The sequence below is a fragment of the Acinetobacter sp. RF15B genome (assembly GCF_007558235.1).
GTDB lineage: Bacteria > Pseudomonadota > Gammaproteobacteria > Pseudomonadales > Moraxellaceae > Acinetobacter > Acinetobacter lwoffii_C.
This window is the reverse complement of the sequence record NZ_VLSR01000002.1, coordinates 98,751-123,599: the sequence shown is the minus strand read 5'-3', so window position 1 is coordinate 123,599 and position 24,849 is coordinate 98,751. Positions and strand designations below refer to the sequence as shown.

Below are 24,849 nucleotides of genomic sequence, written 5' to 3'. Positions count from 1 at the left end.
TTTTAAATCTAGATTCTAAGTCTGTTTTAATAGATGGCCATATGATTGCGATGTAATATCAAAATAAACTATTGTTTTTTATAATATAAAATATCAATTAAAAACAATTAACCTCTCACTTAACCCCCCGCTTAGGATTCGTCTAGCCGTGGTATGGATTAATTAACCTTGATTAATTGCAGGGCTTCATTGACCGAAAGAGTCGAAGCAATTCTATAAGTATGCTGAGAGTTTGGCTCTAAATTGATCATTTCTTCAACTTGAGAATATGGACAAAATGATGAGGCGGCCAAATCAACTTTGATTTCGTACTCTTGAGGCTTTAAATAAACCGTTGCCCGCTCATTCGGTTTCAAGGCAAAGACTTTTTTATTATTTATATATACTCGGTGAATACAGGCTGCGCCCCAAATTCCACCATCTCTAATAATTGTAACGGGTGTGTTACGTTCGTCTGTCTTGATGAAATAGTCTTTCGAGTACATTCGCTCTAAACTGACTCCTTTAGCGCTACTTGAAGCCGTTGGGGTGGTTGCACAACCGCTAAGAATAGAGAACGACACAAAGCCGACACATAATAGTTTTTTCACTGTTGTTCCCTTGATTTGTTCTTTGAAAGAGATTTGTTTTAGGTATACCCGCAATAGCGGTCTGTTTCGCTCTGGCTTGCTTCAAACTGCATTTAAATTATGAAAACAACAAACCCTACATTCAGGTAATTAAAATCAACTACGGGGAAAATTGGAGCAATACCGCTTGAGACAAGGTTGGTTGAAAATAAGCTCACGCACTACACACGCTATACCCTGGGCAAAAGGCGAATTTTCTAAGACTTCGCCTTTTGTGATTAAAGCTTATTCGCTGATTAGCAAATACTCACCGCTTACACTTTGAATGATTGTCCCCTGTGTTGAGTTGAGAACGGTCATTGAAGTTGAGTTGATAGAGTTATCTTTAACCGCTGCTTCTGCTAGGGTTGTAAATTGTTCTTCGGTTAATTGCGTTACAGTCATGATTGCTTCCAATTTTGTGTTTAAGTGAACATTGGTTGTCTTATAACCAATGCTATCAATAAAAGTTTGTTAAGCGGTGACTTAACATGTTGATTTAATAACCAATCAAGCGGGTCTTTCGATTGCTTTTATCGATTAAAAAAGTAAAAAGCTAGAGTTAAAGAAATTTTGCACAATTTTTATAGTTCACATCCTTTGATTGGTTCGGAAGTCTACTTCATTTCCTCTCTTTTCAAAATATCATTGAACTATACCGCTGCTATTACCGGCCTGTTTTCTTCCTTTCATTACGCTTTCCCATTAAGGTTATAGATAGGGATATAAGTTAATAGGCAGACAACGGCGTTAAGATTGCCCGCTACGGATGGCCCGCCAAGCCTTACAGCGTTTTTTCTTCTAAAAAAAGTGCGTACTTTTTGCGAAGACCAACATTCTAAAAAATGCGTACTTTCTGCGAAAATGAGTATCTTAAAAAGTGCGTACTTTTTGCGAAGTCACTCTTTAAAGTTCCGCTTGAGGTCACTCACTTTTCGGCTGATTACTTTGTTTAATTCGCCATTTTTAGTGATCATTTGATTAAAGTTGCGCTTGTGTCTACTTATGCTGTAGTGCTTTTTCGTTTGCTTGCCAAATGTATCCACGGATTCCTGATAAAGTTTTTTGTCGTCTGCCGTTGCGTTCTTACTGAACCTTGTGAACTTCAAACGATTAAAGGCGCATTGAATGATCTCGGGCAAGTTGCTTAAGCTGTCATCTACTCCAAACTCTGATACGGCGCAATTCACTTCGGTTCTAGACCGGTGCTCGCTCTCATGAAGGTTTAAGCCTCTGTCTGTCGTCTTGTGGTACGAGGTATGATACGCAGGGGAGCCATCAGGATTTACCCCTATACAATAACCTTTCTCAAGTTTTTCCAAGAGAGAAATAGAAGTCTTAGGCATTGGCGTAAAAACCTTTTCGGTCTTATATATGCGTTCATTAATCGAGTTCTCAAAGTAGGCCAATGACTTATGAAGTGCTATCAGCAATGCTTTGCTTTTTACATTGTAAAAGTCGAGTGAGACTTCTATGCGGGTTACTTTGATTTCACCGTACGCCACTCCGTAACGCTCCAAACACTGGATGATCGCTTTTAAATCCTTTCTTGACCTTACATCATGCACCTGCTTGATGGTGAACACGTTACTGGATTGCTCAATCCCACCCTCATCATTTTGGATGTAGTAGCGCGTACCGGTCTTTTCGGTTAATTGCTTTTTGATAGAGTGGCGCGTAGTTGGTTTGTTTACTTCAAACTGTAAAGTGATGAAGTCAATGACTGGCTTGATCTCAATGCCCATTGCCTTAAAGTCGTAGCTATGTATGTCGCTATAAATCTTGGTTTCCCAGTCATCCGCAAGCTTGGCATTGTTAGCATAGCGTTGGCGCATACTCTGCAATTGTCGCTCTAGGTCTTCATCTGATATCTTGGATGATACGGTGATGATATTGCTTTCGTCTGCTGATGATTCTAATAGCAATTGGTCGAGCTCATCATCAAGCCTTGCCGTTAATACTTCTTGGGCATTGCCACCAACCGACAAAGCTTTGCCCATTGAGGCCTGAACCAAGTCTTGGCCGGAATATAAGCTTTCTAGCCTACTTAAGGTTGCAGCTTCGCTTTCGTAGATTAAATTGACGCGACGGGATGAAACCGTATAATCAGGGTTGTAGATTGCGTTCATATTTTAAGCTCTGTATGACGTACGACGGCGTTGTGATTTGTGCTCACGGCGCCGTTTTTATTTATATGAATATCTCGTCAATTTCGTCGAAGTCTTCCCCGTCCGCTTCAATCAAAACTGATTTTAAAGAGGGGGCATAGGTGTTTAAGATCGCTTTGCCATTACTTGTAATGGCAAGCGTGGTACATAGAGAGCCATTTCTTGATTCCCGTCCCATACGCCCCACTAGATCGCGTTTGGAGAGGTGGTTAATGCTACACAAGACAGCTTGCTTCGTTGCGGTATAACTCAGTGACTGCCTAAGTTGAGTAAGGTCGATCAATGAGCCGTCTAGGTTGCCCCTTTCGATTCTTTGTAGTATTTCAACTTGCTTGGGGGTTAGTCTCAATTTGATTGACTCCTAAAGTAAAGAGGACGGTTTTAGCGTCCTCTTTTTAATGCCCAATTGTCTGTGGTCACATCAATTCAAGTTCTTTTAGCGCTCTTATTTTTCGGTTTAATTCGCGCTTAATATCCGCATACTTAAGCTCGAAGCCCGCAACTTTGTAATGGTAAACAGCGCAACGACAAGCCTCATCAATGCCCGCCTCTGTCTTTAAGTCAAAATCGCCATCATTTTCATCAATGATATTTAATGCAATTTCGCTGATGGATTCATCACTTAGGCTTGGCAGTTGGTTCACTTCGATAGTTTCCTTGTGCGGTGTCAGGGTTACGCGTACGAACTCAAGCAAGGCTGCTTCGGTATATGCCAGTTTTCCATTTACAATATGGGTTGTGATCTTGTAGCCGTTGCTTTGGTCTGCATGGTGACGGCTATTTTTCGTCAAGAATCCAAACCACTTCTTTGCATTGCCTTTTAAATGACTTGCAAGAAATTCCGCTGCTTGTTGTTGTGTTAGGTATTTCATTTCGCCCCCTGCTGCTTGAGCCATTTTTCAACCTCGGCAGAACTCCAAACAGTCACCCCATTCATCTTTATTGGCTTCGGGAATTTTTCTTCTCTAACCCACGTCCATAGCGTCTTAGCAGTGATCGGCAACAAACCATTACGTGCCGGCTGTTCACGCTTAACGCAAACCTTGCCCACATTTTCGCCTGTTTTAGTTGTGTATCTTCTTTGTGGCAATGCTTTGGATGAAGTTAAGTGCTTTACCTGTAGGAAGCTTGGCAGTTGTTGCGCAGTGTTCATAATCGTGTCTCTACGTGCTTGTATGTTGCGATTATGAACATGCTTTAATTGTGGTAATAGACGGAAGCTTAAATCGCTCGTATCTAATTTTGCCTATTAATTTCGTCTATTTTCCATTGATCAAAGGAAGCCTCAATAAAAACTTTTGTCTGTTTTGCTTCCTCATTTGTTGGTCGCTTAGGTTCGCCCCAATTATTCAAACTAGTTATCCAATCTCTAATTTTTCTTTCTCCATCACCCTTTAAATTATTAATATGGTCTGTGTCTTTAATCACCTCAAAGATTGCAGCAGCCAGTCTTGCCTTGGTCACTCCCTCACTACCCTCTTTCGAAAGGACATAATTTGCCAAGCCTTCGACGCACTCCCTTGTTTTCTTAGGGCTATATTTGTCTATTTCTTTTTTTGGCTTTGCTTTTGTCTTGGCAATGTAGGCGTTCAGTGATGCCTCAGTGATTCGTAGCCTATCAACTGTGATTGTGTACGAAGCAGATGCACCCTCCTCCCGCTCGAACTCAAAGAAGTATTTAGGTGAATCAAACAGCTGCCAACCGTTCTTGTACTTTGAATCAATGTCATAAAGATATTGATCACTAACATCTCGTATCAAAAGCATTTGCCATTTGCTGCCAAACTGTCGCACGACCTGCATTTCTATTGGATCTTTGGAGTTGTTTTCAATCGCATCAAATACGGCATCTTCGTCATGGCGATGGGAGGGTGTTAGGTATAGCTCACCGTCAAAGTTCAGACTTCTAATTGCGATTAATCTTGTCTCTGAAATCGAATCATCTGATGTAATACCGTCAGTCATTCCTAAACGACAGTTACCCGCCCGCCACTTGAAGCAGACTTGTAACTCTCGCGTTTCACATAATCGCGCTATATGGCCGTACGTTAAAGTCTGGTCGGTTTTTCTATTGATTACTTTAATTGCTTCGCCAATTGTAAAGTGCGCCATGCCTATTGCGCCTTCTTGAATCTAATTACGTTTGGTTCATCGGCTTGGTTGATTCTATCTGCCAGTTCTGTTGCTGTCGGATTGTAATATCGCATAAGTGTTTTTAAGTCCTTGTGCCCTGTAACCTTAGCCAAGTCTTGAATCTGTAACTTTTGCGCCAAACGTGTAGTAGCTTCGTGTCGTGTATCATGAAAAGTTAAGTTCTCTATTTTTAATTTCTCAGTTACGACCTGCCAAAAATACTGTGACAGTGTATTTGCGCTTGTCATGGTGCAAACAGTATTGCTATCAAGTCCCCGCATTAGCTCTAGCATTTCTTTTGCTTTGGTCGAAAGAGGCACCTTTCTCGAAGTGCCGTTTTTTGTATCCGGTAGCAGTACATAGTCATCAAAGATATTCGCCCACGTCAGTCCCGTTATTTCACTTGCCCTCATAGCTGTTTCGATAGCAAATAAAAATGCCCAAGCGGTCTGCTGTTTTTTATTGATAGGCTGAAATGTTGGCTGATAGCTAAATGCTTCTAGGATTTTATTTATTTCCACCTCAGAGATGCGTCTCTCTCTACTCTCTGCCTGCCGAGGTTTAGCAACGTCCGTCAATGGTGATTCGGACATGATCCTAAGTTCCTGTCGTGCGTAACGGAACACGCCACCTAGAACCCCTAAATCCCTTGCTACGGTTGATTCGCTAACCCTCCTTAGTCTCTCATTCCTAAATTCGATCATATCCAATTGATCAAGCTCACTTACCGGTTTAAGCATCAGCTTAGGAAAGTCACGAATGTAACCATTGATCACGCTCTTTTCTTGCTTTGCACCTTTATGAGTGGGCGTAACTACTTCGAGGTATTGTTCAAGCAATTCTCCAAAGCTCATGCTACCAAGTCGTTTGTGCTTAGCTAATTTCTTTTCTTGATTGGGATTAATTCCATTGGCAAGCTGTGCCTTAATCACATCCCGCTTCAACCGCGCGTCTTTAATTGAAACAATCGGGTACTCACCCAAAGTTATAGTGCCTTTCTTCCCCTGAAAGGTGTAAAGCACCTTCCAAGACTTGCGGCCAGTCGGTGACGTAAAGATATAAAGCATATCGCCATCACTAGTTTTGAATAGCCTATCCTTCGGCTTTAAAGCATCAATCTGTTGTTTGGTAAGCATGGAGGTTAGCACCTGACAATAAAAAAGAGGTTAGACCAATAACCTCCAGTCTAACCTCCCTCTGTATGGTGTTTCAATGTCTTTCCAAGTTATTATAAAACACTCTTAAAACAGTAAAACCCATATACTTCAATGCTTTTCAAACGAATTTTATATTCATCGTTGTTGCATGTTTTTCCTAATATATCGCCATATGATTGCGATGAATCATTTCTAATGAACGCGCTTCACCCAAAACCTGGTGCACTTTATCTGAGGCCAAACCTTTAACAACTTCAGCCGAACGTGAACTAAAGTTGACCCGTCCTACTGCAATACGACGGCCTTGCCAATCCACACATTCCACCACATCGCCACGATCAAAATGACCTTCTACTGCTTTCACGCCCACAGGCAACAAGCTACGGTGATTTTCCTTGATGGCTTTTACTGCACCATCGTCAATCACCAGACGGCCAGCGGTTTGTAAATGCGCAGCCAGCCATTGCTGACGCGCCGTAATACGGTCATCATCGGTAATGAATAAGGTTCCCAGCATTTCACCCGCCATCAGACGAGATAACACCCGGTCGCTATCCCCACTGGCAATCAGCGTCGGACAGCCTGATTTTGCTGCCAGACGTGCAGCACGGACTTTGGTCAGCATACCGCCACGACCAAATTTGCCGCCGCCACCCGCCATATCAAACAGGCTTTCATCCATTGCACGAACCGTATGGAACAGTTTGGCATCGGGATTTGAGCGCGGGTCAGAATCAAACATACCTTCCTGATCTGTCAAAATAATCAGCAAGTCTGCATGCACCTGACCAGCCACCATCGCCGCCAGAGTATCATTATCACCAAAGCGGATTTCTTCGGTAGAAACGGTGTCATTTTCATTGATCACCGGAATCACGCGCCAGTCAATCAGGTTCTGCAAGGCATCACATGAATTGAGATAACGACGGCGATCTGCCAGGTCATCATGGGTCAATAACACTTGTGCAGTTTGAATCTCGTGCTTTTCCAGTACACTTGACCATGTCTGGATCAGGCCCATTTGTCCGATTGCAGCACAGGCCTGAAGACTGGGTAGATCGGTGGGTCGACTCTCAAGTTTCATCCGAACCATCCCTTCAGCCACAGCACCTGAAGACACCAAAATAATTTCGTGTCCAGCATTGTATAAATCTGCAATCTGTCCCGCCCAATGCGAGATCGCATCCAGATCTAGTCCCTGCCCATTTGCTGTGAGTAAAGATGATCCGATTTTCACAACGATTCGTTTACAACCCTTGAGCTGACGTTGCCCATCTACCACTTCTATCATCTTGTCCTCAGACTTTTTTCTACAGAATTAGCGTACGTAGTACACTTCTACATCATCGTCGCCATCTTCGTCATCTTCGTCATCCAGCGCACCGGCAAGACGTTGCTGACGACGCATCTCACGATACGCTTCTTTGGCAGCGATGGTTTGTTCACGTGTTTCAGCCTCCAGCTGGTCACGGAATGCTTTCATCTCTGCTGCATATTCCGGATCTTCAACTTCGCGTTCGCGCTGCTCTTCGATCTGGTCCATCAGGTAGTAGACGACCTCTTTGGTTCCTTCAGCCGTCAAGCCTGAGGTCTTAAAGACCGGACCTTCCCATTGCAATTCTTCCAGAATGTGATTACACCACTCTTCACGTGACTCTGCTGGAAGCTGATCAACCTTGTTCAACACCAGAACAATCTGCAATTTTGACAATGTCGGGGAGAATTTTTGCAGCTCGTTCATAATCGCACGGGCATTATAAGCAGGGTCGGAACCGTCAATTGGCTGGACATCCACAATGTGCAGTAAGATACGGGTACGTGCCAAATGTTTCAGGAAGCGAATACCCAAGCCTGCACCTTCGGAAGCTCCTTCGATCAGCCCCGGAATGTCTGCCATTACAAATGAACGGTAACGATCTGCATCAACCACGCCCAGATTTGGCACCATAGTCGTAAACGGATAGTCTGCCACTTTTGGTTTGGCTGCCGAGACTGCGCGGATAAACGTTGATTTGCCTGCATTTGGCATACCCAGCAAGCCCACATCTGCGAGTACTTTCAGCTCGAGACGGATTTCGCGGAATTCACCTTTGACACCATGCGTACATTTACGCGGAGAACGGTTGGTCGATGATTTGAAGTGTGTATTCCCCAAACCGCCCTGACCACCTTGAGCCACTAGAACCTTTTGACCATTTTCAACCAGGTCACCAATAATATCGCCCGATTCAGAATCGACGATAGTTGTTCCTACTGGAACTTTTAATACGACTGATTCGCCACCACGACCAGCACAGTTTGCGCCAGCACCGTTTTTACCACGTTCAGCGCGAAATTTACGGGTATAACGATAATCTACAAGGGTACTGGTGTTGTCATCAGCTTCAATATAAATGCTGCCGCCACGACCACCATCACCACCATCCGGACCACCAAATGGTACAAATTTTTCACGGCGAAAACTGGCTACGCCATTGCCACCGTCGCCAGCCTCTACGGTAATGACTGCTTCATCAACAAAGCGCATCTTGCCAATCCTCTAAAATCTTTAAAACCGCCTATTCTGCCATATTTTAAAGAATTTCACGACTAAATTTATGTACTATTCCAACGAGAACGCTTATTTCTTCAATATTTTAGTCAAGCTGGCTTAAAAGCTTTAAATCTCTGAGATTTATTCATTTAACTGCACTAGTCAATTATATGCCCTATCAATGAGCTTAGTGTTTTTAGTTATTTCTGATTTAGCCACACTCTGCTCAGAGTGCTGTCAGTTTTACAAGAGTCCAGTGTATGCCTGCAAATGTTTCACAGGATGCCAAGCATCCTTTGTCATCACAATTTGTACTCTTGATGGAGTGCGTATATTCTTTTCAAGGATAAACAGCAGAGGCTCTATATATTTATACCAACATAGCCGTTAAGCAATGAAAGATTAGGGAAATCAAGCTTTATCGACGCTTGAGCACTTAAAATAAATAGTCACTGATAAAATCAAGCCAGTCACGATATTATGAATCGCTTGATTACTGAATATACCAATCTTTTCATTCCAGATACGGTAAAACAATTTAAAACCTATGGGCTAATACGCGATTTATTATCTAAAATTTCCGGTAAACTTCGCTCTATCCAGCCAATCAGATAGTTCACTTTTTCAGCCGCCTGCGAACCTAATATGGTTAGCTGATATTCTACTTTCGGCGGTACCACCGGATAGACGGTTCTTAAAATAAAACTATCCTGCTCCAACATTTTTAAAGTTTGCGCCAGCATCTTTTCACTGATTCCTTCAATGCGCTGCTTTAATTCACTAAAGCGATGTACTCCCTCACTCAAGCAACGCAAGACCAGCACTGACCACTTGTTGGTAAGATGCTCCAAGATCCTTCGTGACGGACAATCTACAGATAACACTTGACCAAGCAATTTACTGGTTTCATAAGTCGCCATAAAGCCCTTCCCTTTAATCAAAATTCTTACTTTTCGTTATGTACTTACATTAAGTAAGTTATCAAAACAGAATTGAAGCCACAAGTTTATTTTCCCCCAAAATTAATCACTTTAATACAGAGGCTTTTAAGGGTGAATCTGCTTCAGGGGCAACTGCATGTGCATCTCCAAATTGGCTTTGGTATTTCGTTCGATATTCCGCATGGTGGCATGAAAGGTGGTGATTTTACGCATAGTCATCGGGTCATTCATTTCAAGCTGAGGTTTAAAATCATGTTTTACCTGTAAATATAAGGACTCATCAAAGCCCAAAAATACGGGCCCATCAAACAGGATTCTGATGGGAATCCGATAATTTTGTTTCAGCTGAAATGGTAGATCCAGACGAATCGGCACATCCATTTTTAAAGGAAAGGTCGGCAATAACTTGTTTTGGTAGATCAGATTGGTGGAGGTTTCAAGTGACATTATCTGATCGACTTTAATCGTCGTTTTATAATCGACATTTACCGAAACTGGTACTACAACGGCAAACTGCAAATTTGCCCGATATTTGCCTTGTAGAGGTAAATCGAGTCCACGGTTAATTTTAATCTCTGTGTCTAGCTTTCCTTGAGCATGGGTCTGTAAATGATTTCCAATTGAAATTTTAGTGGGCAATGCGTCTGGTAATCTGACTGAAGCATGCTGTGCCTTGATATGCATACTGGCCTGTATATTCAGATAAAACCAGAACAGCACGGCAATACTGCAAGTCGTAATTACAAACAGTATCGCCCATATACGAATAGAAATAGGCATACTTTTCCCTCCTATTCATCGGCTGTATGAATTGCTGAGGGCGTCGGTGTTCGCTTGAGCTTCAAGCTATCCAAAGCAATTTCCAACTCACCTTGCTGAATCGTAATTGGCAAGGTGTTCTGTACATCTACACTCGCTTGTAATGCAGTTTGAATAGGTACATTCAGATGTCCCTGAATTGGAATACTGGTTTTTAATGTAGTATTAAGTGGAATATTCAGATTTTCTTTTAATACCGTTTTTACAGGTGCATCAAATTTCAAATGCACTTTTTGCTCCAGTGGAACCTTCAGTTGCAGAGGAACGTCCAGATCAATCGGAATCGTGCCTTTGAGCGGCAAGCTAATATCCTTTCCTAAGACATTTACCTTAACCCGGGTATCAATCGGGATATTTTGCTTTACCTTTAATACCTCATTAACCGGAATAACCGTTTTAATCGGCACATAGTTATCAAAGTACACGCGCGGGGTCAGTGTTTGGGTTAAAGGAATATTGAGATTTTCTTGAATGGGAATTTCAGCATTTACATTTCCCTGAACATCCACATTCAAGGCATCATGAATTTTAACCTCAGCCTGCAAAGGCTCTTTCAAATCAATACTTACTTGCTGATCTTGTAATGGAATATAAATCTTAAAATACTGAAACACCCAAATGCCAATTAAGAGTCCACACAAGGTCGCAAAAAAAATTAAAGTAATGGCAGCAATTATATATTTAGATCGCAAAAGGCTATCCTTATCCTCTTGGTTAACACTTTATTGTGAACACAAATATTTTATGTTTTGCTATTTTTTGTATAGGATTTTTAACCCGAATCGCAGCTAAGAAATTAACTGGAAAAATACGAGGACTAGAGCTAGCTGCTGAGTTCCCCCCAACCTTAAGCGCTAGTGCTGAGGTTTAATAGGAGCGAATTATGCTGTGTAGTAAAAGTTCAATGGGCTGGTTTTATGGCTATAAGTTATCTCTTGCGATGAATCGATTGGGTGAAATCGCCTGTTCTGCTTTATCGAATGGGCATATTGCTGACATAAAAAGGGCTGAGCAATTGGTAGAAGGTTTAACTATAAAGCTTCATGCAGTTCATGGCTATATTAGCCAACAACTCAAAAGCAGGTTAATAGATCAAGGAATTGATTTAATTATCTACCGTCGAAAAAACAGGCAGGCTGTTCAACTCAGTACATCAGATAAACATCACTTAAAATAACGCTATAAAATAGAAACGCTATTCAGCTTGTTGCAAGGCCCATCCAATTTAGTGACGAGTAAAGCATATAGTCTTCGTAAGTTTATCAGTAGAATTTATATAGTTATGCGCATATCAATGAATCCATCGCAATAAGCCAACAATTCAGGTTATGGAATCATTGGCTTAAGCCGGATTCGGGTTTCTTTACAATAAATTTTGATTATTTATAACAAAGCGAATCTATATATTGCTTGCTCCAGGCGGGCCAGCATTTTTCCAACGTTTTTTCAAAGTTTACATTGTCTATTTGCCACTGCGGATTTTTATCTTTATCAATGATCAATGCACGTACACCCTCGATGAAATCGCCCTGCTCTAACCAGATATCTTGTAAATCCCGTTCTAACTGCATACATTTTTCCAGCGACAGATTCTGCCCGGTCTGCTGTAATTTCAGACTGACTTGTTTTGCCATCCGTGGACGTTGCTGCAAGAGGTCCAGCATTTTCTTGGCCCAGTCCTGATCAAGGGCATCGCTTGTATGAGCCAGACTATGTTCAATTTCCTCCAGACGCGGATAAGAAAAATGTTTGTTAATCAGTCCAATATGTTTTTGCAACTCGCTTTCTACTGGATGGGTGATAAACGCACTGACGATTTTACGGATTTCCACCGGATTTAAAATAGGCGCAGCGCTCAATGTCGCTTCGAGTTTAGCAAAACTTTCTCTCGGCACATGATAATCGATCAGATCCAGATATAACGCATCGCTACTGCTAATCTGTTCACCAGTCAGTGCCATATAAACGCCAACTTCATCCAGTCGGGACAGGAAATGGGTGGCTCCCACATCCGGGAAAAAGCCAATCGCCGTTTCTGGCATGGCAAAGCGTGATTTTTCACTGGTCACTTTAATATGACACGCCTGCACCAGTCCAAATCCCCCACCCAGAACATAACCATCCATCATGACGATGACGGCCTTTGGAAAATTGCGCAGTGTGCTCAGCATCGTATATTCAGTGGCAAAAAAATCCTGATATTGGGTATTGCCTGCCTGATAGCTGTCATACAGATAGCGGATGTCTCCTCCGGCACAGAATGCCTTAGGACTGTTAGAATTGATCAGAATCGCTTGCACCTCTGGATCATGGTGCCACTGATCTAATTGTGACTGAATACCTTGAATCATCTGTAGGGTTAAGGCATTTAAATGGCTAGTGCGGTCCAGACTAATGATGCCCAGAACTCCCTGTACGCTAATCACTAAATTATTTTCAGCACTCATTATTTTTTCCTATTCTTTTTTTATTGATGGGTAAATTTGGCTGGGCGTTTTTCAACAAAGGCCTGCATACCTTCTTTCTGATCAGAACCAGCAAAAATAGAATGAAATACCCGTCGTTCAAAGCGTAGACCTTCGGCCAGACTGACTTCAAAAGCCCGGTTAATCGATTCTTTAATCATCATCACTGCAGGCAAAGATTTTTCAGCAATTTTTTCTGCCGCTTGCAGCGTTTGTTCCAACAATTCTTCTTTGGCAAAGACACAAGCCACCAGACCACTTTGCTCGGCTTCTTGTGCGCCCATGTGACGTGCGGTCAGGCACATTTCCATGGCTTTGGCTTTACCAATGGCCAGGCTCAAACGCTGCGTTCCACCAATGCCAGGCAATACGCCTAAGGTAATTTCAGGCAAGCCAAATTTTGCATTATCGGCACAGTAAATAAAGTCACACATCAGCGCCAGTTCACAACCACCACCCAAGGCATAGCCACTCACTGCGGCAATTAACGGTTTACGGCGCTGGGCAATTCGATCGGCCAGACTGAAAAAATCATCCAGATAAATTTGTGGAAAATTCAGATCTGCCATTTCTTTGATATCGGCACCGGCAGCAAAGGCTTTTTCCGAACCGGCAATCACAATACAGCCAATTTCTGGGTCTTTTTCCAGCTGATCGAGTGCCTGATTGACCTCGACAATCAGCTGGTTATTCAGTGCATTCAACGCCTGAGGACGGTTTAAGGTAATCAATCCGACACCGTTACGTTGTTCGAGTAAAATGGTTTGCCATTGCATGATAAAAATCCTTTGTAATTCCTTATAAACTGCGTGCAATCACCAGACGCTGAATATCGCTGGTGCCTTCATAGATCTGACAAATCCGGGCATCGCGATAGATGCGTTCAATCGGAAAATCTTTCAGATAGCCATAGCCACCAAAAATCTGTAAGGCTTTGGAACAGACACGTTCGGCCATTTCCGAAGCAAAGAGCTTGGCCATAGAGGCTTCGGTTAAACAGCTTTCACCGGCTTCCTTTTTACGTGCAGCAAAATGGACCAGTTGGCGCGCGGCTTCAATTTCGGTGGCCATGCTGGCTAACCGAAAAGAGATTGCCTGCTGTTCAAAAATCGGTTTGCCAAAGGCCATACGATCATGGGCATAAACAGTCGCCTCTTCCAATGCAGCGCGGGCCAGCCCCACTGCTTGTGCGGCAATACCGATCCGTCCACCTTCCAGATTGGCGAGGGCAATTTTCAGACCTTCACCTTCTGCACCCAGTCTTAGGCTTTCATGAATGCGGACATCGGTTAAAGCAATCTGACAGGTATCCGAAGCATGCAGACCGAGTTTTTCTTCGACCCGAATCACTTCATAACCAGGCGTATCGCGTGGGATTAAAAATGCACTCATGCCTTTTTTACCCGCGTCTGGGTCGGTCACGGCAAAGACAATAATCATCCCGGCATTATGGCCTGAGGTAATAAACTGTTTGGCACCATTGATAATGTAGTGATCGCCGTCTTTGACTGCACGGGTTTTAATCGCTGCCGCATCCGAACCGGTATGCGGTTCGGTCAGGGCGAAGGCACCAATCATTTCCCCTTGAGCCAACGGTTTTAAAAACTGCTGCTTTTGCTGTTCCGTCCCAAACTTCAGAATCGGCACACAACCCACCGAGTTATGTACGCTCATGATGGCGGAGGTTGCACCATCTGCCGCAGCCACTTCTTCGAGGGCCAGCACATAAGCCAGCGTGCCTGTACCTGAACCGCCCCACTCTTCTGGAATCAGCATGCCTAAAAAACCCAGCTCACCCATTTGAGACAAGGTCTGTTTAGGAAAGATGCCTTTTTGATCCCACTCGCTGGCAAAAGGTTTAATCTGTTCCTGAGCGAAGCTTTTGGCCATATCCTGAATCAGTTTTTGCTCTTCCGTAAATTGCATTGATGCTTCCTTCAATCTCTTTATTCAATATTTTTATTCAATCTGCGGGCTAGGGCTGATTTATGCGGTTTTCACCTGCTGCTTGTTGATTTCCTGATTACGCAGTAAGAAACGCTGAATCTTGCCACTCGGGGTTTTGGGCAATTCTGTGACAAATTCAATCAGGCGTGGATAAGCATGGGCAGACAAACGCTTTTTCACAAACTGGCCCAGTTCTTCTTCCAGATGGGACGAAGCTGTAAAGTTATTCGCCAGAATTACAAAGGCTTTAATCACTTCGGTACGTTCAGGATCAGGCACGCCAATGACGGCGGCTTTAATTACGGCATCGTGTTCCAGCAAGGCACTTTCCACATCAAATGGTCCCACGCGGTAGCCTGAGGTGGTAATGACATCATCACTACGCCCTACAAAACTCATACTGCCATCAGCATGAATTTCCGCGGTATCCCCAGTTAAATAGTAATGTCCAACAAAGGGCGATTTGCGACTTTCTTCATAACCCGAGAACCACATCATTGGGGATTGACTGATATCCACTGCCAGAATGCCCGGAACATCAATCGCTAGTTCCTGACCTTGTTCATCGATGACTGCAATCCGATAACCCGGACTGGCAAAGCCTGCCGAACCTGAACGGACCGGATGTTGTAGTGCATGATGATTGCACACCACCATCCCGACTTCAGTCTGGCCATAATGGTCATAAATTGCTACATCCAGCACTTCTTTAAACCAGCGGATCACTTCCGGGTTTAAGGGTTCTCCAGCACTACTGACCACGCGCAGCTTGCCGCGCAGCTGCGCCATCTGAGCAGGATCAGCAGCCATCATCATGCGGTAAGCGGTCGGCGCACCGGCCAGATTGGTAATGCCATACTCCTTGACAATGTCGCAGACACTTTCGACATTGAAACCACCTTCATAAAACAGAGTCGAGTGCCCGAGTAATAAAGGCCCAGTAATGGCATAGTACAAGCCATAAGCCCAGCCCGGATCAGCAATATTCCAAAAAGTATCATCTTCGGTCAGACCAATGGCATTGTGCATATAACCGGCAAAAGCAATCAGGGCTTTTAGCGGCACTTTTAGCGGTTTCGCCGGTCCAGTGGTTCCAGAGGTAAACATCAATAAAAATGGCTCATCGATACTGAGCATTTCCAGTTCACAACCTTCAGCCTGACGGTTGAGCACCGTCCAAAAACTGAGGTCTTGCGGATAGGTTTCGGCCTGCGTTTCGGCATGTACAGTGACGATCGTAGGACAAGCACTAAGATCGGAGAGTTTCTCCCGATTCGCCAGATCAGTCACGACCAGCTTGCTTTGCGCCAGCTGAATACGGTGTTCGATGGCTTTAGGACCAAAGGCAGTAAATAAAGGTTGATACACTGCACCAATCCGCCAGGTCGCTAGAATGGTAATGATTAGCTCTGGAGTCCGTGGTAACAATCCGGAAACGCGGTTTCCTTTGCCAATGCCTTGAGACTTCAAAAAATTGGCAAACTGGCTGGAATATTTCTTAAGCTCGCGAAAGCTATACTGTTCTTTGCGGCCATCTTTACCGTACCAGTGCAAAGCAATGGCATCGGAGTCGGCATGGCGGTCGCAACATTCATAACAGGCGTTCAGTGCCTGCATCGAACCGGATAAATACTGTTTTGCCACTGTATCTAAATCAAAATTTTCAATCGTTTCTTGATAATCTAACATGTTCAACCTCAGCCTGAATTTATCGTTATTACTGACAAGGTACTGTTAATGAAGCGAATCCTTGCTTCATCTGAATCTTTTAAGTGTTAAGCAGGTGGCGTGGTGTATTGATGCATGATGCTGGAAAAATCCAGATGCGCATCCCCTTCCTGACACAATTGCTGATAGAGTTTTTGTACCATGCTGCCAAGTACAACTGGTTGATCCACCTGCTGCGCTGCATCGACGGCCAGGCCCAAATCTTTAAGCATGAGTTGTGCTGCGAAACCATCGGTATAACCCCGTGATGACGGCGCATTGGCACAAATATCCGGCCAGGGATTATAGATTTCAGAACTCCAGCAACGTCCGGTTGAACTATTGATTACCCCAGCCAGTGCTTGAGGATCAATGCCCAGTTTGGCACCAAGCGCCATGCCTTCCGCAACGGCGGTCATGGAAATACCCAGAATCAGGTTATTACAGATTTTTGCCACCTGTCCTGTTCCTACAGCGCCACAATGCACCAGATTTTTACCCATACTGCTGAGGACTGGTTTTACGGCCTCAAAGGTGGCATCGTCTGCACCCACCATAAAGGTCAGAGTGCCATCTTTGGCACCCAAAGTCCCGCCAGAGACTGGTGCATCACACACACGAACCTGTTTGGCTTGCGCTATTGCGGCAATCTCCTGAATAGTTTGCGGGTCAATGGTGCTGCTGTCGATACACAGGCTGCCGGCTTGGAGTACTTCCAGAATACCGTGCTCGCCTAAATAGACTTCACGTATATGCTTGGCTGCCGGCAGCATGCTGACCACGATATCCGCCTGTTTTGCAGCAGCTTGTGGACTGTCACAAACTGCACCGCCCGCTTCGGCAAAATGCTGTAAAGCCACTGCACTTAGGTCATACCCAAAAACCTGATGTCCCGATTTGAGCAGGTTCTGCGCCATCGAGCCGCCCATGTTGCCCAAACCAATAAATGCAATCTTCATACGGATGCTCCTTAGCGCAGGCTGATGGTAGTATTGACACCTGTGGTTTCCTGATCATCTTCAAACCAGCGACTGGTAATGGTTTTGGTCTGGGTATAGAACTGCACCGCCTGTTTGCCATAAGGACCCAAATCACCCAGTTTTGAACCGCGTGAACCGGTAAAGCTGAAGAACGGCACAGGGACAGGAATTGGAATGTTAATACCGACCTGACCAATATCAATCTGGTTCTGGAAGATGCGCGCCGTATTGCCATTTTGGGTAAACAGTCCAACACCGTTACCGAATGGATTTGCATTAATCAGCTCAATCGCTTGCTCTAAAGTATCGACATGCATGATCGCCAGTACCGGACCAAATACTTCTTCTTTATAAATGCGCATATCGGTCGTAACCTGATTAAAAATCGTTGGTCCGACGAAATTACCCTGCTCATAGCCCGGGACCTGCACCTCACGGCCATCGAGCAGCAGTTCAGCGCCTTGTTCAATGCCACTATTAATCAGATCAATCACGCGGGCTTTGGCACGGGTCGAAATCACCGGTCCAACATCGGTATTGGGTTCATGGCCGGCATTGACTTTCAAAGTTTTGGTTTTATTGACCAGTTCATCAACCCAGTGCTTGGTCTCGCCGACCATCACGGCCACAGAAAGAGCCATACAACGCTGGCCTGCTGCACCAAAAGCAGCACCGACCAAAGCATTTAAAGTCTGTTCTTTATGGGCATCTGGCATCACCACCACATGGTTTTTCGCGCCCATCATCGACTGCACACGCTTGCCATGCTGGCCTGCGAGGTTATAGACGTGGGTGCCGACTGCGGTCGAACCGACAAAGGAAATGGCCTTGATGTCAGAATGGGTACAGAGCAAATCGACCACTTCTTTACCACCATGCACCACGTTGAGCACACCTGCTGGCACGCCAGCCTGAATCGCCAGTTCAACCAGCATCATGGTCGACAATGGATCCTGTTCCGAAGGCTTTAAAACAAAGGTGTTGCCGCAGACAATCGCCATCGGGAACATCCACAGCGGAATCATTGCCGGAAAGTTAAAGGGGGTAATTCCGGCACAGACCCCCAGTGGCTGTTGCAAGGTATAGGTATCAACACCACGTGCCACGCCTTCTATGTATTCACCCATTTGTAGGGAACCGACTGAACAGGCATGTTCAACCACTTCTAAACCACGTTGAATATCACCTTCAGCATCTGCTAATGTTTTGCCCTGTTCAGCGGTCAAGACCTGTGCGATACTTTTTAAGTTGGTACGAATCAGATCTTGTAGTTTCAGCATGATTCTCATACGTGTCTGAATCGGGGTCTGACGCCAGCTGGCAAAGGCATTTTGCGCCGCCGCAATTGCAGCATTGACTTCTTCAGTCGTGGCAAAAGGCGCCTGACCCAAGACTTCCTGAGTTGCAGGATTAAAAATATTTTGCCAATGGCTGGTTTTTGATTCGACAAATTCACCATTAATCAGGAGTTTTGCGGTGGTGAATCCGGTACTTTGCTGGGGGTGATGAATAGCGTTCATGGTCGCTCCGTGCTGGTTTTGTTATTGTCGTTGTATCTGCCTTTACTGGCTTTTTTTAACGTATTTTTTTTACGCTGTGTCAGCAGACTAACAAAGAACACTTTGACCACCAATAGAAATTGATGCACGATGATTGTGCAAATATGCACAGGATTTAACAGGATGTTAAATAGAAGATGAAAGTAGATTGGGATCATTTACGCTTTTTTTTGGTTTTGGCACGTGCTAAAACGCTCACCAACGCAGCTCGCTTGATTGGAGTTGAACACAGCACCGTGGCACGGCGGATTCAGGCACTAGAAAATACCCTCGGTACGCAACTGTTTAAACGTGAAGCAACAGGTTATGAGCTGACTTTGGAAGGTTTGGCGCTAGTACCGCGTGTGGAACAGATGGAACAGTCCTTTATCCAGATTGACAAGCGCCATGATCCCTTGCAAGGTCGGGTCCGTATCGGCGCGCCGGAAGGCTTCGGCACGGCATTTCTGGCGGGTCTGTTGGCTGAATTTTCCCAGCATTATCCGCTATTGACCATTGACCTGATTCCGGTGCCAAAAACCATTAAACTCTCGCATCGTGAAGCGGATATCGTTATTTCCATCGACCGGCCTAAATCCGGGCCGTATATCATTACCCGGTTGTCCAATTACTGTCTAAAGCTGTATGGCAGTAAACGTTATTTACAACAAAATCCGCCCATTCAAAAACTGGAAGATCTGAAACAGCAACGTTTTGTCAATTATATTGATGATCTGGTTTATAGCGCGGCGCTCTATTCACTGGAACGTCTGCCCTTGCAAGTCAGCGCCTGTTTTCGCAGTAACAGTATTCTGGCGCAGGAGATTGCAGTTCGGGCCGGTGCCGGATTGGCCATTTTGCCGAGATTTCTTGTACATGATAAAAGTGAACTGGAAGAAGTTCTAGGCGATCAGCTGAGTTTTACCCATACTTTCTGGATGCTCACCCTGGTCGATTTACAACATGAGCCGAGAATTAAACTAGTGTGGGATTTTTTGCGTAAACAGGCCGATGTTCAGCAAGAGCTGCTAATGGGCAGATAAATCACTATTTGTATAAGTTTCAATAATATCTAGATACAGCGAATGAACGGATCACCAGAATTATAGCCAAATCCTAAAGACTATAGAACAATAAAGGTATGGGATACTCAAAAAGTTAACATGTTAAGCAGTCTAAAATGCCCCCTATATTGGCTAAGGGAGTCGGTTTTTAAATGCTGTTAGGGGATTATTTTTACACTGCCGCGGCTTTATTGCACGAACTTATCCCAAAGGCTTATTCAGCAATAACTCTCAAATGAATAAGTCTAGACCTAAAATCTATCGTACAACGAATTGATCTTCCTATAACCGAACCTTAATTATGTAAAAGACAAAAACATATTAATATTTATTGCAGTTAGCTATTAAAGAAAGCAGCAATCGCCTATATCTAATTACCGATTGTACTGACTTGAAATCTTTAAGTGAAAGCAAGTAAAAACTTAAGAAACATTAACCTTCATATCGATGATAGCGGCTTAGGCTAAATATGGGTATAAAGGCTGAAACACTGCAAATATGTACAGTTCCGCTCATAATGAACAATATTAGTGATTCACAAGTACTCGATGATTTACCTGATCAAATTTTACTAGATGAGCGGATTAATTCTGTCTATATAGATGGAGCTTATGACACGAAACATTGCAGAAAAGTCTTTTCAGATCGACAAGCACATGCGGTAATTCTATCTTTAAAGCCTTTATGCTCTAAAGCCAATTAAAAATAATATTGATTTAAGCTGCTTACATAGTACTTATATGAATTCTAAAAACAAAAAAACCACTTAGGATTAGTACACCTAAGTGGTTGTTTTATATGGTGGGCCCAGACAGACTTGAACTGTCGACCAACGGATTATGAGTCCGCTGCTCTAACCAACTGAGCTATAGGCCCTATAGGCTGAATTTGTTATATATCAACAAGTTCAGTCGCAGAGAATACTAGCGGAGATTATTTTAAAATACAAGCCTTTTTCATACCGCTTGCACATTAACGCAACAATTCAAATCAGCAAATTTCTCTAATGGATGAAAATTGTTGAAATGAAATGATTACTTATCGTTTTTAAATATTACTTAAAACATATAACTAAAGGATTAATGATAAAAAACTTTTATTTATAGGAATTTTAACACTTCACATGATTGAAATATGAAAGTTTTAAAATTAATCAAATTGCTTAATTCTCTTAGATTCCGTATAAAATTCAATCAAAGACCATACAATAACGAGTGCAAAAATGACAGATGCAAATAGAACAGCAGTAATATACGTCATTTTTTCTAGTCTCCCAGGGGCAATTTGTTTGAATAAAACTCAAAGCTCAACTTTTGAACCTACGACAAAAGTCTAATAAGATTCACGCTTTCTGAATAGCCCCTAAAAGACCTTTTTAATATATTTTTTATATCAACTCATATTTATTTTATATTTAATCAATTATATTTATTACATCTACGTCTAAGTAAGATTCGCTTTTGGCGACTTCTACCTTTTCCATACCTCTGCATTTTATTTGCGTATTAACTCAACTTTTCTATTGACTGCACACCAAAACAGGCAGAAATTAGCACTCACTATTTCATAGATATACTTTGACTTTCTCTTATGCTGAACAAATTTATTGGCGAATCTGCATTTAAACTTGCCGGTTGGCAATACCATGTGGAACCGAATGTATTGGAAGACAAACAGGTCATCGTTGGCTTTGAACATACTTCAATGCTAGACGCTGTACTTTCACTGGCACTATTTCAAATTTATGACCTGAAGATTCATACGCTAATCAAAAAAGAGTTATTTAAAGGACCATTGAAACCACTTTTAAAAGCCATAGGGGGTATCCCTGTTGATCGTCAAGCGAATAAAGATATTGTGAGCTTGATGGTGGAGCATTTCCAGCAGCATGAAAAATTTAATCTGGTCATTGCGCCCGAAGCAACCCGTGCTAAAAGTGGTGAAGTACGCAAACCGATCCGCACAGGTTTCTGGCATATTGCCAAAGCAGCCAATGTTCCCATTGTATTGATGTATGCCAACTCAAAAACCAAACAAGGTGGTATTTTCGGAAAAATCTATCCGACTGAACTGTCTCATGATCTAGCTTTAATCAAGCAGCTTTATAAAGATCATGTAGAGCTGGATATTATTATTCCAGAATAAATACTAAGGCAGAAGCCATGAGCAACGACTTGCCTCCCCTTGCTGAGTTTGCCTCTCTATTTGTATTATTTTCTGCCTTGTTTTTCGTTTCTGTTGCTATAGTTTTCCTTTTTAAGGATTTTTTTGACATTATGCTGAAATCTCAAATCTAGCCTCTATTTTCAAAAAAATACCTTATGGTAGAATCTGCCCAATTCGATAGGCATACAGCCGATCTACAAGGAGCATATTTCGCATGGCGGGTCATTCCAAGTGGGCCAATATTAAGCATCGCAAAGCAAAACAAGATGCTAGTCGTGGTAAGTTGTTTACCAAATATATTCGTGAATTGACAACTGCTGCTAAACTCGGCGGTCCAGATGTCGGCAGCAACCCTCGTCTACGTGCTGTAGTGGAAAAGGCATTATCTGTGAATATGACACGTGATGTCATCAACCGTGCAATTCAGCGCGGTGCAGGCGGTGAAGATAATGACGATCTAAAAGAAGTCACTTATGAAGGTTATGGCGTAGGCGGCGTTGCCGTGATTGTAGAGACCATGACTGATAACCTGAACCGTACCGTTCCGGATGTCCGCCACTGTTTTTCTAAAACAGACGGTAATCTCGGTACAAATGGCTCGGTTGCGTTCCTGTTCACCAAACGTGGTGAAATTTCTTTTGAAGATGTGTCTTTAGAAGACCAGATTATGGAAGTTGCACTTGAAGCAGGTGCAGATGACATTGAAGTGGATGAAGATCAGATTCTGGTCATCACCACGCCAGAAGCCTTTGGTACGGTACAGGATGCTTTATCCGCTGCTGGCTTAAAGTCTGACAATGCAGAAGTGGTGATGAGTCCTTCAACCAAGGCTGAAATCACGGACATTGAACAAGCGAAAAAAATCATGAAAATGATTGATATGCTTGAAGATCTGGATGATGTTCAAAACGTGTATACCAACGTAGAGTTCTCTGATGAAGTATTAGCGCAGCTAGATCCCTAATGCGCTTTAGAATAAGAAAACGCACCTTCAGGTGCGTTTTCTTATTGAAACTTGTTAGAAATAATTGGATATTTTAAACTTTGTTTAATAGCCCACTACAATTAAAGACATTGTATCCCTTGATCACAAAACTGGAATGCAGAGCAACCACATGCTCGATCTTGCCAATTTTATTTAACAGGATTTCACTGTAGTTTTCCATATCACGCGCAACCACTTCTACAATAAAATCGGCTGATTGTCCCGTCACGAGAAAAGCATGAATGACCTCAGGAATATCTTCCAGCTCTTCCAGAAATTTGGCAAAAGTATCACTATCATGTTTGCTTAAAGAAACCTGCAACAGTACATGCAGGCTAAAGCCAAGCTTTTGATAATTAATCTCCCGCTTCAAACCACTCATAATATTCTGATCAATCAGATGCTTGATACGGCGGTGTACGGAACTAACTGACAGATTTACTCGCTCCGACAGCTCATTCAGGTTAATGTCTTCATGGGTTAAAATTTCCAGAATATGTTTATCGAAACGATCCAGCTCCATATTTATACTCTTATTTATCTCTTTAGAAATGCAGCATTAACTTTAAAAAATCCTACCCAACATTTCGGTAATTTTCACAAAATTTGCTTATTTTGAAAATATTTTCGGAATAGCCAGTAGCTTTCAAGATTTTTTATCTCTTACGATTTGAATCTTAAAACTTTGCTGTCATTGAAGATACAGAGAGTATAGCTCAGGCTATACTCCACGCCAGTCAACCCGCGCACAACGTTCAGTTCGGTAGATCCGGCAGATATATTGTCCAAGGGGTAAGTCTTCCAGATACTGCTGATATTCACGGTATTCTTCGGACAGATTTTCAAAGTTTTCTTTTTCCCAGGGCGTACCGGGAATGGCCAATAAAGGGGCCAGCATCGAACACACGGCAATATCCGCCAGCCCCAAACGTGAACCCACAAAATATTGTCCACCCGCTTGCACCAGCAAGGCATTGAGCCGCTGTACCGCAACATCAATCTGCTGTCTGGACTCCGCCACTGTTTCTTCATTCAGCGCATAGCCTCTGGCCACCACCGCTTTTAAAAGAGGCCGGGAGTATTTTTCAAACTGACGTAAATAGCCCTGCTCACCAATTAAAATATCCATGGATTCATCATCATATGCCAAAGCCTGAGCCAACATCCAGCGTCTGACATGCCGCCCTAGCTCCAAGGTCATTTCATTAATATTTAAACTTTGCTGGCGCCATGGGCCTTCTGGGTACAGCAGGCCATGTTCCGGATAGGCATCATCTAGATATAGTGCAATCTGGGTGGAATCGGCAACCCACCGATCCTGATCACGCAGAATCGGCAGGCGGTTTTGTCCGGTTTTCAGTCGGGCAAATGCCCGATGTACCCCGGGAATCAGGTTCTGTGCAACATAGTCCAGCTCTTTATGGTCCAACATCCAGCGCGCTTTTTCACAAAAGTGAGATAAAGGAAACTGGTATAGAGTTCGCATGCATGCTCCGTATATATGCCAAGATGAGGACTATTTTCGTCTAATGGTTATTCCAGCTACTTTAGACATTCGCCTGTTTAAAAACAATGTGATTTTTATTTAAAATTAACATCATGAGGGTCAAGCCGCTCTTGTCAGGCCAGTATCTGCTT

General features: G+C 43.3%; 23 protein-coding genes, 1 tRNA gene and 2 pseudogenes. 5 read left to right on the top strand and 21 right to left on the bottom strand.

Annotated features, from left to right (window positions below; genetic code table 11):
• Positions 1 to 158: 158 nt before the first annotated feature.
• The 12 genes from E2K74_RS01965 to E2K74_RS01915 all read right to left on the bottom strand — a co-directional run bounded on the left by E2K74_RS01965 (position 159) and on the right by E2K74_RS01915 (position 11,051).
• Positions 159 to 590 (bottom strand): hypothetical protein, encoded by a 432-nt coding sequence (locus tag E2K74_RS01965; RefSeq protein ID WP_151206071.1) that lies wholly within the window; start codon positions 588 to 590, stop codon positions 159 to 161.
• Positions 591 to 854: 264 nt separating this feature from the next.
• The gene (locus tag E2K74_RS14525; protein WP_153228199.1) at positions 855 to 1,013 is read right to left on the bottom strand and encodes a hypothetical protein; all 159 of its coding nucleotides are present in this window, start codon (positions 1,011 to 1,013) and stop codon (positions 855 to 857) included.
• A gap of 494 nt (positions 1,014 to 1,507) precedes the next feature.
• Positions 1,508 to 2,737 (bottom strand): hypothetical protein, encoded by a 1,230-nt coding sequence (locus E2K74_RS01960; RefSeq protein ID WP_151206070.1) that lies wholly within the window; start codon positions 2,735 to 2,737, stop codon positions 1,508 to 1,510.
• Positions 2,738 to 3,192: 455 nt separating this feature from the next.
• On the bottom strand, positions 3,193 to 3,672 hold the full coding sequence (locus E2K74_RS01955) for a hypothetical protein (RefSeq protein ID WP_151206069.1): 480 nt from the start codon (positions 3,670 to 3,672) through the stop codon (positions 3,193 to 3,195).
• Positions 3,645 to 3,929 carry a helix-turn-helix transcriptional regulator gene (locus E2K74_RS01950; protein WP_151206068.1) on the bottom strand — a complete coding sequence of 95 codons (285 nt, stop codon included), beginning with the start codon at positions 3,927 to 3,929 and terminating at the stop codon, positions 3,645 to 3,647. The genes E2K74_RS01955 and E2K74_RS01950 overlap by 28 nt, the downstream gene beginning before the upstream one ends.
• An 83-nt stretch (positions 3,930 to 4,012) precedes the next feature.
• On the bottom strand, positions 4,013 to 4,888 hold the full coding sequence (locus tag E2K74_RS01945) for a hypothetical protein (RefSeq protein WP_151206067.1): 876 nt from the start codon (positions 4,886 to 4,888) through the stop codon (positions 4,013 to 4,015).
• Positions 4,889 to 4,890: 2 nt separating this feature from the next.
• Complete coding sequence (locus E2K74_RS01940; protein WP_151206066.1) at positions 4,891 to 6,045, bottom strand: tyrosine-type recombinase/integrase; 1,155 nt, start codon at positions 6,043 to 6,045, stop codon at positions 4,891 to 4,893.
• A 178-nt stretch (positions 6,046 to 6,223) separates the two neighbouring features.
• Positions 6,224 to 7,357, bottom strand: coding sequence for a glutamate 5-kinase (proB, locus tag E2K74_RS01935; RefSeq protein WP_151206065.1), 1,134 nt, complete (start codon positions 7,355 to 7,357; stop codon positions 6,224 to 6,226).
• A 27-nt stretch (positions 7,358 to 7,384) separates the two neighbouring features.
• Complete coding sequence (cgtA, locus tag E2K74_RS01930) at positions 7,385 to 8,593, bottom strand: Obg family GTPase CgtA (RefSeq protein WP_151205405.1); 1,209 nt, start codon at positions 8,591 to 8,593, stop codon at positions 7,385 to 7,387.
• Between the two features lie 551 nt (positions 8,594 to 9,144).
• On the bottom strand, positions 9,145 to 9,519 hold the full coding sequence (locus E2K74_RS01925) for a winged helix-turn-helix transcriptional regulator (protein ID WP_151206064.1): 375 nt from the start codon (positions 9,517 to 9,519) through the stop codon (positions 9,145 to 9,147).
• A gap of 126 nt (positions 9,520 to 9,645) precedes the next feature.
• Positions 9,646 to 10,320: a hypothetical protein gene (locus E2K74_RS01920; protein ID WP_151206063.1), complete on the bottom strand. Its 675-nt coding sequence runs from the start codon at positions 10,318 to 10,320 to the stop codon at positions 9,646 to 9,648.
• An 11-nt stretch (positions 10,321 to 10,331) separates the two neighbouring features.
• Positions 10,332 to 11,051, bottom strand: coding sequence for an MFS transporter (locus E2K74_RS01915; RefSeq protein WP_151206062.1), 720 nt, complete (start codon positions 11,049 to 11,051; stop codon positions 10,332 to 10,334).
• A 203-nt stretch (positions 11,052 to 11,254) separates the two neighbouring features.
• Here E2K74_RS01915 and E2K74_RS01910 point away from each other — a divergent pair.
• Positions 11,255 to 11,657, top strand: a pseudogene (locus E2K74_RS01910) (transposase); the annotation flags it as partial.
• An 81-nt stretch (positions 11,658 to 11,738) separates the two neighbouring features.
• Here the strand turns inward: E2K74_RS01910 and E2K74_RS01905 are convergent.
• The 6 genes from E2K74_RS01905 to E2K74_RS01880 all read right to left on the bottom strand — a co-directional run bounded on the left by E2K74_RS01905 (position 11,739) and on the right by E2K74_RS01880 (position 18,978).
• Complete coding sequence (locus E2K74_RS01905) at positions 11,739 to 12,806, bottom strand: enoyl-CoA hydratase/isomerase family protein (RefSeq protein WP_151206061.1); 1,068 nt, start codon at positions 12,804 to 12,806, stop codon at positions 11,739 to 11,741.
• A 20-nt stretch (positions 12,807 to 12,826) separates the two neighbouring features.
• Positions 12,827 to 13,600, bottom strand: coding sequence for an enoyl-CoA hydratase (locus E2K74_RS01900; RefSeq protein WP_151206060.1), 774 nt, complete (start codon positions 13,598 to 13,600; stop codon positions 12,827 to 12,829).
• A 22-nt stretch (positions 13,601 to 13,622) separates the two neighbouring features.
• Entirely contained in the window at positions 13,623 to 14,750 is a 1,128-nt protein-coding gene (locus E2K74_RS01895) for an acyl-CoA dehydrogenase family protein (RefSeq protein WP_151206059.1), read from the bottom strand.
• Between the two features lie 60 nt (positions 14,751 to 14,810).
• Entirely contained in the window at positions 14,811 to 16,460 is a 1,650-nt protein-coding gene (locus tag E2K74_RS01890; RefSeq protein WP_151206057.1) for an AMP-binding protein, read from the bottom strand.
• Between the two features lie 86 nt (positions 16,461 to 16,546).
• Positions 16,547 to 17,437: a 3-hydroxyisobutyrate dehydrogenase gene (gene mmsB, locus E2K74_RS01885; RefSeq protein ID WP_151206055.1), complete on the bottom strand. Its 891-nt coding sequence runs from the start codon at positions 17,435 to 17,437 to the stop codon at positions 16,547 to 16,549.
• An 11-nt stretch (positions 17,438 to 17,448) separates the two neighbouring features.
• Positions 17,449 to 18,978, bottom strand: coding sequence for a CoA-acylating methylmalonate-semialdehyde dehydrogenase (locus tag E2K74_RS01880; protein ID WP_151206053.1), 1,530 nt, complete (start codon positions 18,976 to 18,978; stop codon positions 17,449 to 17,451).
• 176 nt (positions 18,979 to 19,154) lie between these two features.
• On the opposite strand from E2K74_RS01880, the gene E2K74_RS01875 reads away from it, so the two are divergent.
• Positions 19,155 to 20,039, top strand: coding sequence for a LysR family transcriptional regulator (locus E2K74_RS01875; protein WP_151206051.1), 885 nt, complete (start codon positions 19,155 to 19,157; stop codon positions 20,037 to 20,039).
• 481 nt (positions 20,040 to 20,520) lie between these two features.
• A pseudogene (locus E2K74_RS15100) lies at positions 20,521 to 20,727 on the top strand (IS5/IS1182 family transposase); the annotation flags it as partial.
• A gap of 132 nt (positions 20,728 to 20,859) precedes the next feature.
• Here E2K74_RS15100 and E2K74_RS01870 read toward each other — a convergent pair.
• A tRNA-Ile gene (locus E2K74_RS01870) sits at positions 20,860 to 20,936 on the bottom strand.
• Positions 20,937 to 21,650: 714 nt separating this feature from the next.
• Between E2K74_RS01870 and E2K74_RS01865 the strand changes: the two genes are divergently transcribed.
• Positions 21,651 to 22,205, top strand: a complete 555-nt coding sequence (locus E2K74_RS01865; RefSeq protein ID WP_151206049.1) for a 1-acyl-sn-glycerol-3-phosphate acyltransferase — start codon at positions 21,651 to 21,653, stop codon at positions 22,203 to 22,205.
• A 235-nt stretch (positions 22,206 to 22,440) separates the two neighbouring features.
• Positions 22,441 to 23,190, top strand: coding sequence for a YebC/PmpR family DNA-binding transcriptional regulator (locus E2K74_RS01860; RefSeq protein WP_151206047.1), 750 nt, complete (start codon positions 22,441 to 22,443; stop codon positions 23,188 to 23,190).
• Between the two features lie 73 nt (positions 23,191 to 23,263).
• Here the strand turns inward: E2K74_RS01860 and E2K74_RS01855 are convergent, their stop codons facing one another.
• The gene (locus E2K74_RS01855) at positions 23,264 to 23,734 is read right to left on the bottom strand and encodes an Lrp/AsnC family transcriptional regulator (RefSeq protein ID WP_151206045.1); all 471 of its coding nucleotides are present in this window, start codon (positions 23,732 to 23,734) and stop codon (positions 23,264 to 23,266) included.
• Positions 23,735 to 23,932: 198 nt separating this feature from the next.
• Positions 23,933 to 24,697 carry a glutathione S-transferase family protein gene (locus E2K74_RS01850; protein ID WP_151206043.1) on the bottom strand — a complete coding sequence of 255 codons (765 nt, stop codon included), beginning with the start codon at positions 24,695 to 24,697 and terminating at the stop codon, positions 23,933 to 23,935.
• Between the last annotated feature and the right edge of the window lie 152 nt (positions 24,698 to 24,849).

Coding starts and splice junctions, on each gene's coding strand:
- E2K74_RS01920 (WP_151206063.1), bottom strand. CDS start 10,320: ATGCCTATTTCTATTCGTATATGGGCGATACTGTTTGTAATTACGACT.
- E2K74_RS01960 (WP_151206070.1), bottom strand. CDS start 2,737: ATGAACGCAATCTACAACCCTGATTATACGGTTTCATCCCGTCGCGTC.
- E2K74_RS01905 (WP_151206061.1), bottom strand. CDS start 12,806: ATGAGTGCTGAAAATAATTTAGTGATTAGCGTACAGGGAGTTCTGGGC.
- E2K74_RS01860 (WP_151206047.1), top strand. CDS start 22,441: ATGGCGGGTCATTCCAAGTGGGCCAATATTAAGCATCGCAAAGCAAAA.
- E2K74_RS01895 (WP_151206059.1), bottom strand. CDS start 14,750: ATGCAATTTACGGAAGAGCAAAAACTGATTCAGGATATGGCCAAAAGC.
- E2K74_RS01865 (WP_151206049.1), top strand. CDS start 21,651: ATGCTGAACAAATTTATTGGCGAATCTGCATTTAAACTTGCCGGTTGG.
- E2K74_RS01950 (WP_151206068.1), bottom strand. CDS start 3,929: ATGAACACTGCGCAACAACTGCCAAGCTTCCTACAGGTAAAGCACTTA.
- E2K74_RS01955 (WP_151206069.1), bottom strand. CDS start 3,672: ATGGCTCAAGCAGCAGGGGGCGAAATGAAATACCTAACACAACAACAA.
- E2K74_RS01850 (WP_151206043.1), bottom strand. CDS start 24,697: ATGCGAACTCTATACCAGTTTCCTTTATCTCACTTTTGTGAAAAAGCG.
- E2K74_RS01925 (WP_151206064.1), bottom strand. CDS start 9,519: ATGGCGACTTATGAAACCAGTAAATTGCTTGGTCAAGTGTTATCTGTA.
- E2K74_RS01855 (WP_151206045.1), bottom strand. CDS start 23,734: ATGGAGCTGGATCGTTTCGATAAACATATTCTGGAAATTTTAACCCAT.
- E2K74_RS01945 (WP_151206067.1), bottom strand. CDS start 4,888: ATGGCGCACTTTACAATTGGCGAAGCAATTAAAGTAATCAATAGAAAA.
- E2K74_RS01880 (WP_151206053.1), bottom strand. CDS start 18,978: ATGAACGCTATTCATCACCCCCAGCAAAGTACCGGATTCACCACCGCA.
- E2K74_RS14525 (WP_153228199.1), bottom strand. CDS start 1,013: ATGACTGTAACGCAATTAACCGAAGAACAATTTACAACCCTAGCAGAA.
- mmsB (WP_151206055.1), bottom strand. CDS start 17,437: ATGAAGATTGCATTTATTGGTTTGGGCAACATGGGCGGCTCGATGGCG.
- E2K74_RS01900 (WP_151206060.1), bottom strand. CDS start 13,600: ATGCAATGGCAAACCATTTTACTCGAACAACGTAACGGTGTCGGATTG.
- E2K74_RS01890 (WP_151206057.1), bottom strand. CDS start 16,460: ATGTTAGATTATCAAGAAACGATTGAAAATTTTGATTTAGATACAGTG.
- E2K74_RS01875 (WP_151206051.1), top strand. CDS start 19,155: ATGAAAGTAGATTGGGATCATTTACGCTTTTTTTTGGTTTTGGCACGT.
- proB (WP_151206065.1), bottom strand. CDS start 7,357: ATGATAGAAGTGGTAGATGGGCAACGTCAGCTCAAGGGTTGTAAACGA.
- cgtA (WP_151205405.1), bottom strand. CDS start 8,593: ATGCGCTTTGTTGATGAAGCAGTCATTACCGTAGAGGCTGGCGACGGT.
- E2K74_RS01940 (WP_151206066.1), bottom strand. CDS start 6,045: ATGCTTACCAAACAACAGATTGATGCTTTAAAGCCGAAGGATAGGCTA.